This is a genomic window from Microvirga sesbaniae, assembly GCF_025460805.1.
Taxonomy (GTDB): Bacteria; Pseudomonadota; Alphaproteobacteria; order Rhizobiales; family Beijerinckiaceae; genus Microvirga; species Microvirga sesbaniae.
The window spans coordinates 452,677-468,318 of the sequence record NZ_JAMXFJ010000003.1; the positions used below are offsets into that span (position 1 = coordinate 452,677).

The 15,642-nt window shown below is 67.0% G+C and carries 16 protein-coding genes; 1 reads left to right on the forward strand and 15 read right to left on the reverse strand.

Annotated features, from left to right (window positions below):
- Positions 1–20 precede the first annotated feature (20 nt).
- The 15 genes from OCW50_RS07345 to OCW50_RS07415 all read right to left on the reverse strand — a co-directional run bounded on the left by OCW50_RS07345 (position 21) and on the right by OCW50_RS07415 (position 14,440).
- A complete protein-coding gene (locus tag OCW50_RS07345; RefSeq protein ID WP_262296972.1) occupies positions 21–755 on the reverse strand; it encodes an ABC transporter ATP-binding protein in 735 nt (244 codons plus the stop codon).
- Positions 748–1,500, reverse strand: coding sequence for an ABC transporter ATP-binding protein (locus OCW50_RS07350; protein WP_262296973.1), 753 nt, complete (start codon positions 1,498–1,500; stop codon positions 748–750). The genes OCW50_RS07345 and OCW50_RS07350 overlap by 8 nt, the downstream gene beginning before the upstream one ends.
- Position 1,501: 1 nt before the next feature.
- Positions 1,502–2,539, reverse strand: coding sequence for a branched-chain amino acid ABC transporter permease (locus tag OCW50_RS07355; protein ID WP_262296974.1), 1,038 nt, complete (start codon positions 2,537–2,539; stop codon positions 1,502–1,504).
- A 19-nt stretch (positions 2,540–2,558) separates the two neighbouring features.
- Positions 2,559–3,413: a branched-chain amino acid ABC transporter permease gene (locus tag OCW50_RS07360; RefSeq protein WP_262296975.1), complete on the reverse strand. Its 855-nt coding sequence runs from the start codon at positions 3,411–3,413 to the stop codon at positions 2,559–2,561.
- A gap of 58 nt (positions 3,414–3,471) precedes the next feature.
- A complete protein-coding gene (locus OCW50_RS07365; protein ID WP_262296976.1) occupies positions 3,472–4,635 on the reverse strand; it encodes an ABC transporter substrate-binding protein in 1,164 nt (387 codons plus the stop codon).
- A gap of 31 nt (positions 4,636–4,666) precedes the next feature.
- Positions 4,667–5,422 (reverse strand): GntR family transcriptional regulator, encoded by a 756-nt coding sequence (locus OCW50_RS07370; protein ID WP_262296977.1) that lies wholly within the window; start codon positions 5,420–5,422, stop codon positions 4,667–4,669.
- Positions 5,422–6,396 (reverse strand): PDR/VanB family oxidoreductase, encoded by a 975-nt coding sequence (locus OCW50_RS07375; protein ID WP_262296978.1) that lies wholly within the window; start codon positions 6,394–6,396, stop codon positions 5,422–5,424. Before OCW50_RS07375 ends, OCW50_RS07370 begins: the two co-directional genes overlap by 1 nt.
- Positions 6,397–6,404: 8 nt before the next feature.
- Entirely contained in the window at positions 6,405–7,487 is a 1,083-nt protein-coding gene (locus OCW50_RS07380) for an aromatic ring-hydroxylating dioxygenase subunit alpha (RefSeq protein ID WP_262296979.1), read from the reverse strand.
- Positions 7,488–7,645: 158 nt separating this feature from the next.
- Positions 7,646–8,821: an ABC transporter substrate-binding protein gene (locus OCW50_RS07385; RefSeq protein ID WP_262296980.1), complete on the reverse strand. Its 1,176-nt coding sequence runs from the start codon at positions 8,819–8,821 to the stop codon at positions 7,646–7,648.
- Between the two features lie 97 nt (positions 8,822–8,918).
- On the reverse strand, positions 8,919–9,935 hold the full coding sequence (locus OCW50_RS07390; RefSeq protein ID WP_262296981.1) for a Bug family tripartite tricarboxylate transporter substrate binding protein: 1,017 nt from the start codon (positions 9,933–9,935) through the stop codon (positions 8,919–8,921).
- Between the two features lie 190 nt (positions 9,936–10,125).
- Positions 10,126–10,470, reverse strand: a complete 345-nt coding sequence (locus OCW50_RS07395; protein WP_262296982.1) for a YciI family protein — start codon at positions 10,468–10,470, stop codon at positions 10,126–10,128.
- Positions 10,445–11,311 (reverse strand): class III extradiol dioxygenase family protein, encoded by an 867-nt coding sequence (locus OCW50_RS07400; protein ID WP_262296983.1) that lies wholly within the window; start codon positions 11,309–11,311, stop codon positions 10,445–10,447. The genes OCW50_RS07395 and OCW50_RS07400 overlap by 26 nt, the downstream gene beginning before the upstream one ends.
- Positions 11,312–11,313: 2 nt before the next feature.
- Entirely contained in the window at positions 11,314–12,414 is a 1,101-nt protein-coding gene (locus OCW50_RS07405; protein WP_262296984.1) for an alpha/beta fold hydrolase, read from the reverse strand.
- 103 nt (positions 12,415–12,517) lie between these two features.
- Complete coding sequence (locus OCW50_RS07410) at positions 12,518–13,495, reverse strand: Bug family tripartite tricarboxylate transporter substrate binding protein (protein WP_262296985.1); 978 nt, start codon at positions 13,493–13,495, stop codon at positions 12,518–12,520.
- A 66-nt stretch (positions 13,496–13,561) separates the two neighbouring features.
- Positions 13,562–14,440, reverse strand: coding sequence for an amidohydrolase family protein (locus tag OCW50_RS07415; protein WP_262296986.1), 879 nt, complete (start codon positions 14,438–14,440; stop codon positions 13,562–13,564).
- 152 nt (positions 14,441–14,592) lie between these two features.
- Between OCW50_RS07415 and OCW50_RS07420 the strand changes: the two genes are divergently transcribed.
- A complete protein-coding gene (locus OCW50_RS07420) occupies positions 14,593–15,546 on the forward strand; it encodes a LysR family transcriptional regulator (protein ID WP_262273258.1) in 954 nt (317 codons plus the stop codon).
- The last annotated feature ends 96 nt before the right edge of the window (positions 15,547–15,642 follow it).

Here is a 15,642-nt window from a genome sequence, read left to right on the forward strand (position 1 = left end):
TTTCCTCCAGATGAAAAAATCTAACGTGCGGCCATCCGGGCCGGCTTCTTCTTGGCCGTCACCCCGAGATGCTGCTCGAGGGCGGCCGGGTCGTCGATCAGCGACCGGCTCGTGCCGGAATGCACGATGGTGCCGCGGTCGAGGATGACGGCATTGTCGGTGACGCCGAGGATCTTCTGGGCGTGCTGCTCCACCACGATGGCGGACATGCCCTCCTGGCGGATGATCCGGTTCAGGGCCGCCAGCAGTTCCTCGATGATGATCGGAGCCAGCCCCTCCGTGGGCTCGTCCAGCAGCATGAGCTTGGGGTTGAGCACGAGCGCGCGGGCGATGGCGAGCATCTGCTGCTCGCCGCCCGAGAGCTGGTTGCCGAGATTGGAGCGGCGCTCCTTGAGGCGGGGGAACATCTCGTAGACGCGGGCCAGCGTCCAAGGCCCGGGGAGCGCCACCGCGGTGATGTTCTCCTCCACGGTCAGGGACTTGAAGATGTTGCGCTCCTGCGGCACCCAGCCGATCCCGGCGAGCGCCCGCCGGTCCGGGCGGGCCGCCGTGACGTCCTGGCCGTCGAGCCGGATCGAGCCGCCGCGCAGCCGCGTCACCCCGATGATCGTGTTGAGCAGGGTCGTCTTGCCGGTGCCGTTGCGCCCGAGCACGGCGAGCGACTCCCCGGGCTTGAGCGACAGGTCGATCTTCGAGATCACGACGGCCTCGCCGTAACCGGCGGAGACCTGGCTGAGCTGCAGAAGGTCATTCATCGACGCTCTCCCCGAGATAGACGGCTCGAACCCGGGGATCGGTCGAGACCTCCTCGACGCTGCCTTCGGTGAACAGCCCGCCGTTGACCAGGACCGAGATCCGGTCGGCGAAGCTGAAGACCAGGTCCATGTCGTGCTCGATCAGAAGAACCGACACGTCCCGCGGCAGGGCCGCCACGGTGGCGAGCAGCTCGTGCCGCTCGGCCTCGGGCACGCCGGCGGCCGGCTCGTCGAGGAGGAGCACCCGTGGCCGGCACGCGAAGGCGACGGCGATCTCCAGGAGCCGCTGCTTGCCATAGGCCAGATTCGCGGTGCGCTCGTCGAGCACGTCGGTGAGGCGGAAGCGCTCGGCGATCTCGACGATCTCGTCGACGATCTCGCGCTTGCTGCCGATCACGCGCCACCAGTCGTGGCCTCCTCCCATGCGCTCCGACACCGCCAGACCGAGCGTTTCGAGCGGCGTCATGGCCGGGAAGAGCTGGTTGATCTGGAACGTGCGGGCGAGACCGCGCTGGACCCGCAGTTCCGGCCGCAGGCGCGTGATGTCCTGGCCTTCCAGGAGGATCTGCCCGGATGTGGGCGCGAGCACGCCCGTGAGGAGGTTGATGAACGTGGTCTTGCCGGCGCCGTTCGGCCCGATGAGGGCATGGCGGGCGCCCTGCTCCAGCCTGAACGTCACGTTGTCCGTGGCCACGAGGCCGCCGAAGCGCTTGACGAGGCCTCTGGTTTCGAGAGCAGCCGCCATGTCAGACCTCCCGGGCCGTCGTCGTGGGCAGGGGCCGTGCCTTGTCGGTCGCGAGGCCGCGCCGCGACCGCGGCCGCAGGGCCCGGACCCGGTCGGTCAGCCGCTCGCGCCCTGCCAGCACGAGGAGGACGAGAATCAGGCCGATCCAGAACTGCCAGTATTGCGGCGTCCAGGCGGAGAGAACGTCCTGAAGCACCTTGAAGAAGACGGCCCCGATGAGCCCGCCATAGAGATAGCCGACGCCACCGATCACCAGCACCAGCATCACGTCGGCGGAGCGGTGGAAGGCGAGCACGTCGAGGGAAACGAACTGGGTGGTCTGGGCCAGCAGGGCGCCGGCGACGCCGGCATAGGCGGCTGCCAGGGTATAGACCGCCACGAGGCGGCGGTTGACCGGGATGCCGACAGCCCTGGCCCGGAGGGGGTTGTCCCGGATCGAGCGCAGCGACAGGCCGTAGGGCGACACGACGATCCGCCGCGCGATGACGAACAGCACGAAGGTCACCACGAGGCTGTAGGCGTAGGCGACCGTTCCGAAGATGTCGAACTCGAACAGGCCGAGGATCGGCCCCATGGTGATGCCCTGGAGCCCGTCGGCGCCGCCGGTGAGCCAGGACATCTGGTTGGCGAGCTCGCCCAGGACGAGGGCGACGCCGAGCGTCACCATGAGCTTGGTCAGGTCAGAGCCGCGCAGGACGAGGAAGCTGGTGACGAAGCCGAGAATCGCCGCGGCGAGCGCGGCGACGCCCAGGCCGAGCAGAGGATCGCCGATCCCGTTCTTGGCCAGGATGCCGGCCGCATAGGCGCCGAGCCCGAAGAAGGCTGCGTGGCCCAGGGACACGATGCCGGCATAGCCGAGGATCAGGTCCAGAGACAGGGCGAACAGGCCGATGATCGCGATCTCGTTGAGGATCAGATGGCGCTCGGGCAGGAAGACCAGGGTGGCGGCCGCCACGAGCCAGAAGGCGACCTCGCCCCAGCCCCATCGGCCCCTCCGGCCCAGGGCCGCCCTTACGTTATCGGCAGTGTCGGACTGCATCGGCATGTTTCCTGTCGGTTCAGCGCGCACGGGCGAACAGCCCCTGGGGGCGGAGAACGAGAACGACGATCATGAGCGTGTAGATGACGAAGGCGCCCAGGCTCGGCACGTAGTACTTCCCGGCCACGTCGGCGATCCCGAGCAGCAGGGAGGCCAGGAAAGGTCCGGTGATGCTCGTCGTCCCGCCGACGGTCACGACGATCAGGAAGTAGATCATGAACTTGAGCGGGAACGTGGGATCGAGCCCCAGGATCTCGGCCCCCAGGGCGCCGCCCAGGCCCGCGAGTCCCGACCCGACCGCGAACGTGGCGGCGAAGATCACGCTCACGTTGATGCCGAGTCCGCGGGCGACGCGCGGATCGTCCACGGCGGCCCTCAGGCGGCTGCCGAACCGGGTCTTCGTGAGGATGAACTGGAGGGCCACCACCAGGACACCGCATACGGCGATGATGAAGCTGCGGTACAGCCCGACCTGGATCCCCAGGATCTCGACGCGCCCCTGAAGCCAGGTGGGGATGCGGATCATCTGCTGCTGCGAGCCCATGGCGTAATCGACCGCGGCCACCGCCATGAAGACGAGGCCGATGGAGAACAGGACCTGATCGAGATGGCTGCGCGTGTAGAGCTGCTTGTAGAGGGTCCGCTCGAGCACGAGGCCCGCGAGAGCCGGCACGAGGAAGGCCAGCGGCAGCGTCAGGAGGAACGGCACCCCGTAGCGGTTCATCAGGACGGCCGTGACGTAGCCGCCCGCCATGGCGAACGCCCCGTGCGCCAGGTTGACGAAGTTCATCAGCCCGAGGGTCACGGCGAGCCCGCAGGCCAGCACGAACAGCAGCATGCCGTAGGCGATACCGTCAAAGAGGATGGTCAGCACCGGTCTCTCCAGGGAACGTGAGGCAGGCGCCGCCGCGAGGAGGCGCCTGCCACGATGATCAGTTGGACTTGGCGGCCTTCACCGGGTCCTTGACGTTCGGGATCGTGGCGAACTCCACGTTGTAGAGCTCGCCATCCCGGCGCTCGACCTTGCGCACATAGATGTTCTGGACGATGTCGCGGGTCTGCGGGTCGATGGAGACCGGACCGCGCGGGCTCGTCCAGCTCATGCCCTTCATGGCGTCGATCAGTGCCTGGCCGCCCTGCCCGTTGGTCTTCTTCAGGCCCTCGTAGATCAGGTGCATGCCGTCATAGCCGCCCACCGCCATGAAGTTCGGCCGCATGCCGTTGTTGGCCTTCTTGAAAGCCTCGACGAAGGCCTTGTTCTCCGGGCTGTCGTGGGCGGCGGAATAATGCTGGGTCGTGATCGCGCCGAGCGCCACGTCGCCCATGTTGTTCAGCAGATCGTCGTCCGTCACGTCGCCGGGGCCGATCAGCTTGATGCCGCTCTTGTCGAGGCCGCGCTCGACGAACTGCTTCATGAACTGCGCGCCGATGCCGGAGGGCACGAACACGAAGAGCGCATCGGGTTTCGCGTCCGCCACCTTCTGCAGGAAGGGCGAGAAGTCCGGGTTGGCGAGCGGAACCCGCAGGTTCTCCACCTGTCCGCCCTTGGCCGTGAACGCCGAGGTGAAGGCCTTCTCGGCGTCGATGCCCGGCCCGTAGTCCGACACCAGGGTCGCGACCTTCTTGATGCCGTTCTGGGCGGCCCACTCGGCCATGGGCACCGTGGCCTGCGGCAGGGTGAAGCTCGTGCGCACGATATAGGGCGAGGCCTCGGTGATGGTCGCCGTGGCCGCCGCCATCACGACGGCCGGCACCTTCGCCTGGGTGGCGAGCGGCGCCGGCGCGAGGGCGAGCGGGGTCAGGCCGAAGCCCGCCATGACGGCGATCTTGTCGTTGACGATGAGCTCCTGCGCGAGCCGCTTGGTGACGTCGGCCGTGCCGGTGTCATCCTTGACGATGAGCTGGATCTTCTTGCCCGCCACCGTGTCGCCGTTCTGCTGCATGTAGAGCTTCGCGGCCGCCTCGATCTGCCGCCCCGTCGACGCGAAGGGCCCGGTCATCGGCAGGATCAGGCCGATCTTCAAGGGCTCCTGAGCCGATGCCGCCCCGGTCAGGGCCAGCATGGCGGCGGCCCCCAGGAATGTGCGTCTCAACATGTTTCCTCACTCCCTCTTCGGCTTTTTGCCGTTAGGCGCGGATGCGCCGTTTGATGAGCGCAGAACCCGGCACAAGGTCCATGTCCCTCTGGTTTGTCAGCGCTCGTTCCAGATTTCGGTGCGCGATGCGGGCGTGCTCGCGCATGATCGCCTCGGCCCGGCTGCCCTCGCGCCGCTCGATGGCCGTCAGGACGCAGCGATGCTGGTCCTGGGCGACGGTCAGGATGTGATGCAGCTCCGGCGATCGCGATTGAACGGGCACCAGGGCGCTCGCCGAGGCGAACGGCAGGGCGCTCGCCCGCTCGATCTGCCGCGCCAAGGGCGGAGAATCGGCCATGTCGATCAGGATCCGGTGAAACCGGGCGTTCAGTTCGACATATTGCGACAGGTCGATCTCGAGCATCTCGCGGCGGACGACCTCGTCGATCTCATCGAGGCATGCCGCGGCCTCCAGGAGTTCCGAGCGGCCGACGCCGCGCTCGGCGGCAAGCCGCGCCGCCAGACCTTCCAGCGTTCCGCGGATCTCGATGGAGATGAAGACCTCCTTCTCGGAGAAGGCCTTCACGGCGAAACCGCCGGACGGAATGGCTTCCAGCAGCCCCTCCTCCTCCAGGCGCACGAGGGCCATCCGGACCGGGGTGCGCGAGACGCCGAGCCGTTCGACCATTTGCAGCTCGGAGACCCGCTCGCCCGGGTTCAAAGCGCCGCGAAGAACCAGCTCGCGCAGGGCAAGCTGCGCCTTCACGGTCTGCGAGAGCGCGCGGTCGCTGGTCTTCTCGATGCTCATCAGGCCGCCCTGTCCGCCGTGTCGATGGTGATGGTGCCGCCTGCGACCCGCGACACGCAGGTGCAGAGCTTGGCGTTCGCGGCCTTCTCCTCGTCGCTGAAGAACACGTCGCGGTGATCGACGATGCCGTCCACCTCCAGGATGGAGAGCGCGCAGAGCCCGCATTCGCCGCGCCGGCAATCGGAAATCATGGCGACCCCGGCCGTCTCGAGCGCATCCAGCATGGTCTTGTTCTGCGGGACGTCGACCACGAGGTTCAGGCGCGGGATGTTGACCTTGAAGGGCTGCGAGGCGAAGCGCCCGCTGTTGCCGAAGGTCTCGAAGCGCAGCTGATCGACGGGACGTCCGCTCAGCTGCCAGGCGCGCTTGGCCGCCTCCAGCAGGCCGATGGGCCCGCAGACATAAAGCTCGCCGCCGGGTGCGAGCCGGGCAATCTCGGAATCGAGATCCACCCTGCCCCCGTCCGTATCGACGAACAGGTGCAGCCGGTCGCCGATCCGCGCGCGCAGCTCGTCGGCAAGCGCCGCGTCCTCCCGGCGCCGGCAGGCGTAGAGCACCCGGAAATTCGCATCGATGTCCGCGAGCGCCATCGCCATGGTGAAGATCGGCGTGATGCCGATGCCCCCGGCGAGAAGGAGGTATTCCGGCCGGCCCCGGCCGAGATCGAAGTGATTGCCCGGAGTCGAAATGGTGAGCCGGGCGCCAGGCTCGAGGCTCCACATATAGGCCGAGCCGCCCCGGCTGTCGCCGAGGAGTTTGACCGCGATCCGGTAGAGGCCGTCCGCGCACGGTCCTACGATCGAATAGGACCGCACGTCCGGACGCTCGCCGATCTGCACCGTCACGTTGATGTGGCTGCCGGGCGTCGGGGCGACGAAGTCTCCCGAGGGCTCGATCTCGAAGAGTCGGATGTCGGGGGAGAGATCCCGCGTCCGGAGCAGCTTCGCGGCGCGCCATTCGATTTGCTCGGCCATCGTCGGACCTACTCGGCCGCCTGGCTCGGCACATGCGGCTGCGGGCCGTATTCGTCGTCCAGCATCGCGTCGATGAGCTTGCGCGCCCACAGGGCACCCGCATCGATGTTGAGGTTGTAGAACGGCATCCTGGGGTTCCGGTCGATGGCGACCTGCTGCGCCTCGAGGACTACGTGGTCCTGGTCGTAGACGCCCTTGCCCTCGTTGACATGCGCCTTGTTGATGTCCCGGGTCAGCTGCTCGTCGTCCGTCCGGAAGGTTCGCACGAAATTCCAGAAATAGTGGCACGACTTGTCCGACTCGGGCGTGATCGCCGCCAGGAACGCGCCGTTGACGCCCTGCGAGCGATCCCCTTGCGGAGCGCCCGTTCCGGTGACGGCGACGCCCACGTCGCCGACCACGATGGACGGCGCCTGGAAATAGATGATCTGCCACCGGTCCACATGCTCGCCCGGCCGGCCGAGCTGCCGGGCCCAGAAGGGCGGCGGCTCGATGCCGATCATCCAGCGCGTCACCGTGGCGGTGCGGTCGGTATGGGTCACGTCGAACGGCGCGCTGGTGATCGCCTCGTCGCCGATGCTGCCCGCGTGCACATAGGTCTCGTGCGTCAGGTCCATCAGGTTGTCGATCACGAGGCGGTAGTCGCATTTCAGGCTGTAGAAGGTGCCGCCCTCGCCGACCCAGTCGGCGCCGTCGTTCCAGTGGAAGTCCGGGATCTTCGCAGGGTCCGCCAGCGCGGGATCGCCAGGCCAGATCCATACGAGGCGATGGCGCTCGGCCACGGGATAGGAGCGCACGCAGGCCGACGGGTTGATGGTCTTCTGCGCCGGCATGTAGGTGCACCGGCCGGCGGAGTTGAAGACGAGGCCGTGATAGCCGCAGATCACCTGATCGCCTTCGAGGCGCCCCATCGAAAGCGGCAGCAGGCGATGCCAGCATGCGTCCTCGAGGGCGACGACCTGGCCGTCCGTGCGGCGGTAGAGAACCACGTCCCTGTCGCAGATCGTCCGGGCCGCGAGTTCGTGCCTGATCTCGTGGCCCCAGGCTGCGGCGTACCACGCGTTGAGGGGATAAGCCTTGGCGTGCGTCATCCGTTTTCTCCCTGAGCAGACTGTATACAGTTAACGCGCTACAGCAACTATACTTGCGGCTAATACCGGCGGTTATGGCTGAAAACCGGCCGAGATGATCTGGACCTGTATACAGAAAAAAGCGCCATCTTGCGATGGCGCTTTCGGCCGGCGTGGTCTCAGTTGGACTTGGCGGCCTTCACCGGGTCCTTGACGTTCGGGATCGTGGCGAACTCCACGTTGTAGAGCTCGCCGTCCTTCCGCTCGACCTTGCGGATATAGACGTTCTGGACGATGTCGCGGGTCTGCGGGTCGATGGAGACCGGGCCGCGCGGGCTCGTCCAGCTCATCCCCTTCATGGCGTCGATCAGAGCCTGGCCGCCCTGCCCGTTGGTCTTCTTCAGGCCCTCGTAGATCAGGTGCATGCCGTCATAGCCGCCCACCGCCATGAAGTTCGGCCGCATGCCGTTGTTGGCCTTCTTGAAAGCCTCCACGAAGGCCTTGTTCTCCGGGCTGTCGTGGGCGGCGGAGTAGTGGTGCGCGGTGACGGCACCCAGGGCGACGTCGCCGATGTTGTTGAGAAGATCGTCGTCCGTGACGCTGCCTTCCGCCAGGAAACGGATCCCGCTCTTGTCGAGGCCGCGCTCCACGAACTGCTTCATGAACTGCGCGCCGACGCCGGAGGGCACGAAGGCCAGGAGGGCATCGGGCTTCGCGTCCGCCACCTTCTGCAGGAAGGGCGAGAAGTCCGGGTTGGCGAGCGGAACCCGCAGGTTCTCCACCTGCCCGCCGGCCTTGGTGAAGGTTTCCGTGAAGGCCTTTTCCACATCGATGCCGGGGCCGTAATCCGACACGATGGTGACCACCCGCTTGAGGCCCTCCTTCGCGGCCCATTCGGCGAGCGGCACGGTCACCTGCGCGGCCGTGAAGCTCGAGCGCACGATATAGGGCGACTGCTCGGGAATGATCGACGTGGCGGCGGCCATCACCACCTCGGGCACCTTCGCCTGGGTGGCGAGCGGCGCGGTCGCAAGCGCCAGCGGCGTCAGGCCGAACCCCGCGAGCACTGCCGCCTTGTCCTGCACGATGAGCTCCTGGGCGAGACGCTTGGTGACGTCGGCCGTGCCGGTGTCGTCCTTGACGATGAGCTGGATCTTCTTGCCCGCCACCGTGTCGCCGTTCTGCTGCATGTAGAGCTTGGCGGCCGCCTCGATCTGCCGCCCCGTCGACGCGAAGGGCCCGGTCATCGGCAGGATCAGGCCGATCTTCAGGGGCTCCTGGGCCGATGCCGCCCCGGTCAGGGCCAGCATGGCGGCCGCGATCCCTGCGGCGCTGATGAAAGTCCGTCGTAGCATGTGTCCTTCCTCCCGTTCGACCTTCCCTGGCTCGTCCGTCTGGCGCTTGGCGGCCTTTTTGGAACCGGAGAAGGTGATCTCTTCGATCGTTGAGCCTCTATTCGGGCTTGATCCCCGCACGCTTCACGAGGTCGCCCCACCGGGTCATCTCGGTGACGATATGGCGGCGGAACTCGTCCGGCGTCGTGGTCCAGACCTCGGCGCCTTCGAGCGACAGCCGCTCGGCGATCTCCGGCGCCCCCATGGCGGCCCTGATCTCGGCGTTGAGGCGGTCGACGACGGCCTTCGGCGTGCCGGCCGGAACCAGGATGCCGTACCACTGCGACGCTTCGAAGCCGGGAAAGCCCAGTTCCGCAACGGTCGGAACCGCCGGAGCGGCCTTGAGGCGCGACAGGCCCGAGACCGCGAGCGCCCGCATCGTGCCGCCCTCCACGTGCTGGACCAGGTTCGGCGCTCCGGTGAACATGACCTGCACCCGTCCGCCGAGCAGGTCCGTCACCGCCGGGGCCGTGCCGCGATAGGGCACGTGCGTCATCGAGATGCCGGTGCGGTCGCAGAGGGCGACGGTCGCGATGTGCGCGGCGCTGCCGATGCCGCCGGACGCGTAGTTGAGCTTGCCGGGGTTCTGCCTGGCGTAGGCGATCAGCTCCTGCAAGGTCTTGGCCGGCACGTCCGGGTGGACGACGAGCATGTTGTGCACGTTGGCGATGCCGCTCACCGGCTCGAAGCTCTTCATCGGGTCGTAGGGCAGCTTGGGATAGAGCGCCGGGTTCACCGCGAAGGTGCCGATATGGCCCATCACGATGGTATGTCCGTCCGCGGCCGCGCGGGCCACGGATCCGACGCCGACGGAGCCGCCGGCTCCCGGACGGGATTCGACGATCACCGGGTTCTTCAGCGCGGCCTCGAGCCGCTGGCCGAGCAGCCGCGCCAGGATGTCGGTCGATCCTCCCGGCGTGAAGGGGACGACCAGCAGGATGTTCTGGCTCGGCCAGGTCTGGGCCGCGGCCCGCGCCGAAGAGCCCGCGGAGAGCCCCAGGGCGGCCGCTCCCATCAGGATCTGGCGGCGGCTGACGGCGTGTCGCGAGCCGCTCACAGGTGGATCATCCTGCATCGATTGGTTCCTCCGGCTTGTTCTTGTGGCGTCGACTGTCACGGGTCTTATCGTCTAAAGCATCGGACCCAAAAGTGGACTTGCACTTTTGGGATCCATCCGATGCTTTCTTCTTGAATGAGAGCATCGGTCAGAACGGACCCGGCGGGCCGCGCCAGCGAAAACCGGATCCACTTTTCCGTCCGATGCTCTAGGGAGTCATCGGGTCGATCCGGTGCGCCTGGAAGCGCGACGCCAGGGCGGTGATCTCGATCGACTCGACGATGCCGGCGAGAGCGTAGGGATCGCTCTCGGCGAAGGCCCGGGCGGCCTCGCGCGAGGGCGCTTCCAGGACGCCGAAATTTCCGTGCGGCGTCTCGCCGTCGTCCTCGGTCAGGGCGGAGCCGATCAGCACACGGGCGAGCCCGCCTCCGCCCGTGGCGACATGCTGGCGGTGCGCCTCCCGGTGCTGCTCGCGCAAGGCCGCCGCATCGCCCCGATGGCGGCAGATCATGAGCCAGTACATGGCGTCACGCGGCCGCGGCGCGGGCGGCATCCGCCCGGTTCTCGAGGACGATCATGCCCGCCCCGGTCATGGAGGCCGGCACGAAGTAGTGCCTGTGCCGGACCACCACGTCCGGGTCCATGGCGCCGCGCATGACCAGCCACATCATGAGCTCGGCGCCCTCGCTGCCGAACATCTCCACATATTGCTCGCGCGACATGGCCGCGAGCCTATCGGGATCGGCCGCGATATCGTTCAGGAAGGCCTGGTCGGCCTGCGGATTGACGAAGCCCGCGCGGGCGCCCTGGAGCTGGTGGGACAGGCCGCCGGTTCCGACCACGACGAAGCGCTCGTCGCTGTCGTAGCTCTCGATCGCCCGGCGCAGGACGCGACCCATCTCGTAGCAGCGGCTCGGCAGCGGGATCGGGTACTGGATCACGTTGACGAAGATCGGCACGACCTTCACGGGCCATGCGTCCGGCTTGCCCCAGAACAGCTCCATCGGCACCTGGAGCCCGTGATCGACCTCGATCTCCTGGCAGATCATCGGGTCGAACCGGTTCTCGACCAGGGTGTCGATGAAATGCCACGAGAAGTCGACCGCCCCCTTGAACGGCGCGATCGCGCGCGGCCCCCAGCCTTCGTCGACCGGCCGGTATTCCTCCGCGCAGCCGACCGCGAAGGTCGGCACCTTGTCGAGGAAGAACGTGTTGCCGTGATCGTTGAAGATCACCACGGCCACGTCGGGCTTGTTCTCCCTCACCCAGTCCTGGCCAGGGATGTATCCGTCGAAGAACGGCTTCCAGTCCGGCGTATCCCGCAGACCCTTGTCGAGGGCCGCGCTGATCGAGGGAACATGGGACGTTCCGAGACCTCCGATGAGTTTTGCCATTCCTACTTCTTCCCCAAACGATCCCGCAGGAAATCCGCGTGCTCCATTCCCGCCTGATGGGCGCCGATCTCCGTGATGCGGACCGGATCGACGGCCGAAATCTTGAGAATGAAGAAGAGGTTGCCGCCCAGGCGCACCATCTCGCGCCAGTTGCGGGTCATCACCGCCTCTTTCTCCTCGGGCGTGAGACCGAAACGGTCGAGATAGGCGCTCTCGTTCTCCCGGAACGCCTCCCGGTTGGCCGGATTGCCGAGCCCCATGGCCATCTTGTTAATGCGGTAGCCCTGGAGCGACCGCTTGCGGTCGAACAGGGGCGTGTCCGGAATACGATCCGGCACGGCGTCATCGCCCATCGGCTTCACCTCCCCGAGCGCGGCGCGATCCGCGCCTGAATGGTCTTTTTCAAATCCCAGGAACCGCAGCAGGGCCCGGGACACCTGCTCGGGCTGCTCCAGCAGGGACATGTGTCCGCTGTCCTCGATCACCACGAGTTCCGCGTTCGGGATCAGGGACGCCATCTCCTCGTGCTGGGCCAGCGGGCTCCAGCGGTCTTGGCGCCCGACCATCACCAGGGTCGGGCAGGCGATGGCCTCGAGATGCGGCCGCACATTCGGCCTGTTCAGGAGCGCCTTGATCTGCCTGTGATGCTGCTCGGGCGTGGCGCGCATCACCATGGCCTTGAGCGGCGCCAGGAGCGCCTGGTCGCCCACCCTGCCCTCGTGCAGCATGGGCGGCAGCCACCTTTCGGCCAGGGCTTCCATGCCCTCCGCGAACGCGAGATCGATCAGGATCTGGCGCTTTTCCGCCTCGCCGTCCCGCCGGCTGTCGACGCCGGTGTCGATGAGGGCGAGCTTCTCGATGCGCCCGGGAGCCAGGCGGACCATCTCCATGGCCACCCGCGCGCCCATCGAATGCCCGATGGCGATGAGAGGCCCGTCGGCGAGACCGAGCGCGGAACGGGCCATCGCGTCGATGGAATCCAATTGGGAAAAGTCCGCGATCCGGATCTCGGCATGGGGCGCGAGAGTGGCCCTCTGCGCCTCCCAGATGCTGGCGTCGCAGAGGAGCCCGGGCAGCAGGACGATGGTCGGCCGTGTGCTCATGGGTCGTTATCGTTCCTCCCGCCGGCCAGGATGAGCCAGGGGCCAAAGATGAAGCAAATGGTTTGTTTTGAAGGATTGATGAAAGTCCTTCATGAGCCTGCACCTATTGCTTCGGGATGCCGGCCTTCTCGATCACGGCCCGCCACTTGTCGATGTCGGAGCGCAGCCGCGCGCTCAGCTCGGCCGGGGTTTCACCCCGTGCTTCGATCCCGAGATCGAGCAGGCGCGCCTTGACGTCGTCCTCCCTGAGGATGTCCTGCAGGGCCTTGTTGAGGGTGTCGACGATGGGCTGCGGCGTTCCCTTGGGGGCGAAGAGCGCGTTCCAGGACGTCACGTCGAATCCCTCGAACCCGGATTCCCGCACGGTCGGGACGTCCGGCATGGCGGGCGAGCGGCGTGGGCCGGAGGACGCGATCGCTCTCACCTGCTTGCCCTCGAGACCCGACTTCACGGCCGCCTGGCTGTCGATGAGCAATTGGGTGTCGTCCCTGAGCAGGGACACCAGGGCGTCGGGCGTGCTGCGGAACGGGACGTGGACCAGATCGGCCCCGGTCTCCTGCTTGAACAGGACCGAGGCGAGGTGCTGCGAGCTGCCGACCGCCACCGTGGCGACGTTCAGGCTTCCCGGCTTGTCCTTCGCCTGCTGCAGGAAATCCTTGAGGGTCTCGAACTTCGAAGCCGCGTTGACCACGAAGAGGAAGTCGAACGTGCCGAGGGTCGAGATCGGGACGAAATCGGCCTGAGGGTCGAACGGGAGCTTGGCGAACAGCGGCACGCTGATTGCGGTGCCGTTCGTCAGCATGGTCAAGGTGTAACCGTCCGCGCCCCCCGACAGGGCCGCCCGGGCGGCCGTGATGCCGCCTGCGCCGGGCATGTTCTCGACGATGAACCTCTGTCCGAGCTTCTCGCTCAGCTTTTCCGACACGATGCGGATCGTGATGTCGGCCACGCCGCCGGCCCCGAAGGGAACCACCACCTTGACGGGACGTGTCGGATAAGCGGGCTGCGCATGGGCGGCGGTTCCGAGGCCAGCCGCCATGGCGAGGGCCAGAAGGGAACGTCTCGTGACGGTACCAAGCATGATGATGTGTTTCTCCCTGTTTTTCGTGTCGCGCCGCCTGTCTGCGCAGGCTTGCCGGGATGCCCCTCAATCCGCGAAGCGGAAGAGGCGCGCGGGGTTCTGGACGAGAAGCTTGTGCCGGATGTCCGGATCCGGCGCGTAGAGAGGGACGAGATCGACGAGATCGCCGTCGTCGGGCATCACCGGCACGTTCGGATGCGGCCAGTCCGTGCCCCACAGCACCCGGTCGGGCGCCGCGTCGATCAGGGCCGTGCCGAAGGGCGCGACATCGTGGAAGGGCGGCCCCGCCCGCGAGAGGCGCTCCGGGCATGTGACCTTGACCCAGCACTTCTCGTCAGCGCGCACGAGGTCGAGCAGCGCCTGGAAGGCGGGCTGCTCGACGCCGAGGCTCGCATCGACGACGCCCATGTGGTCGAGCACGTAAGGGACCGGCAGCGCCGTCAGCCTGGGCCGGAACTCGCTCAGCAGGGTTGCGGGCAGGTACAGGTCCACGTGCCAGTCGAGGGCGGCGATTCGCTCGACGATCCTGTCGAAGGACGACATGTCCGGCAGCTTGCCGAGACGCGGCAGGAAGGTGAACCGGCATCCGGTGATGCCTGCCTCCGCGAGGCGGCGGAGATCCTGATCGCTGAACGTCTCGTCCACGTTCGCCACGCCCTTGTAGCGCCCGTTGCTCTGCGCGATGGCGTCGGTCACGACCCGGTTGTCGCGTCCGTGCGGGGTCGCGTTGACGATCACCGCCCGCTCGACCCCGAGGCGGTCGTGCAGCGCGCGAAACATCTCCAACGGGGCATCGGGCGGCGTGTAGGGGCGCTCCGGCACGTAGGGGTAGCGCTCGTTCGGCCCGAAGATGTGGCAATGGGTGTCGCACGTCTTGGGCGGCAGCTTGAAGGACGGAAGGTGCGGATCGGGATGCGGAGGCGGAATCGTCGGCGCTGACGTCATGCGAACGGACTGACCTTCATGGAGCGGTTTCGGCGCCCATGAGATGCTTCCAGGGTGAAATGAAGCAAATGGTTTGTTTTTGGGGATTGATGAAGATACTTCATATATCGCCAGCAACCCGAACCGTCGCTTTCCCCTAGCGAATGAACCCGATGCGCATCGACTTTCTTGGGCTTCACGCCTTCGTGGCCATCGCCGAGCGCGGCAGCTTCCAGCATGCGGCGGCGCATCTCAATCTCTCGCAGACGGCGCTCAGCCACCGGATCCGCAAGCTCGAGGAAGATCTCGGCGTGAAGCTCCTGTCGCGCACCACCCGCGAGGTGTCGTTGACCCAGGCGGGGCTCAACCTCCTGCCGAAGGTGAAGGAGACCATCGAGAACCTCGCGGGCTCCCTTGACGAGCTCCGCCAGGAGGGCCGCAGCCGCCAGGAGACCCTGTCGATCGGTTGCCTCCCCACCATCGCGTCCGGGCGCCTGCCAGGGGCCCTGCGCGGCTTCCAGGAGCGGCACCCAGACGTGGTGCTGCGGATCTACGACAACTCGGCCACCGAGATCAGCAACCTGGTTCAGGACGGCACGATCGCGTTCGGCATCACCCTGGTGGCGGCCCACCGGTGGGACTTCGACATCGAGATGCTGATCAAGGATCCGTTCACCCTGGTCTGTCCCGAGGATCATCCCCTGGCCTCCCAGTCCGATGTGAGCTGGTCCGATCTCGCCGAGGAGCCGCTGATCCGGATCAGCCCGCAGACGGGTAACCGGATCATCATCGACGACGCCCTCGGGAGCCGCCGGGAGACCCTGAGCTGGCGCTTCGAGGTCCAGCACATCCAGACCGCCGTCGCCCTTGTCCGGGCCGGCGTCGCCCTCACGGTCATCCCGAGCCTCGCCTTCGACACGGTCGACGAGCGCGGGCTCAGGCTGATCCCCCTGCGCAATCCCAGCGTCACCCGCCAGCTCGGCATCATCTCGAAGCGCGGCACGCCGCTCTCGCCCCTCGCGGACGAGCTGCGCAGGCTGATCGTGCAGACCTTCGGCGAACCCAAGCGGGCCTCCTCGGGAGGGCGCGGCAGGAAGCCCGTGCGGCGCAGTGAAAAAAATTCATGAAAGCCGATAAACAGATCATTTGATGCACCCATGGGGCTGATGCACCCTTCCGGCGATCCATTCACCTGATGGTGGGAGACGGACCATTCAGCCTCG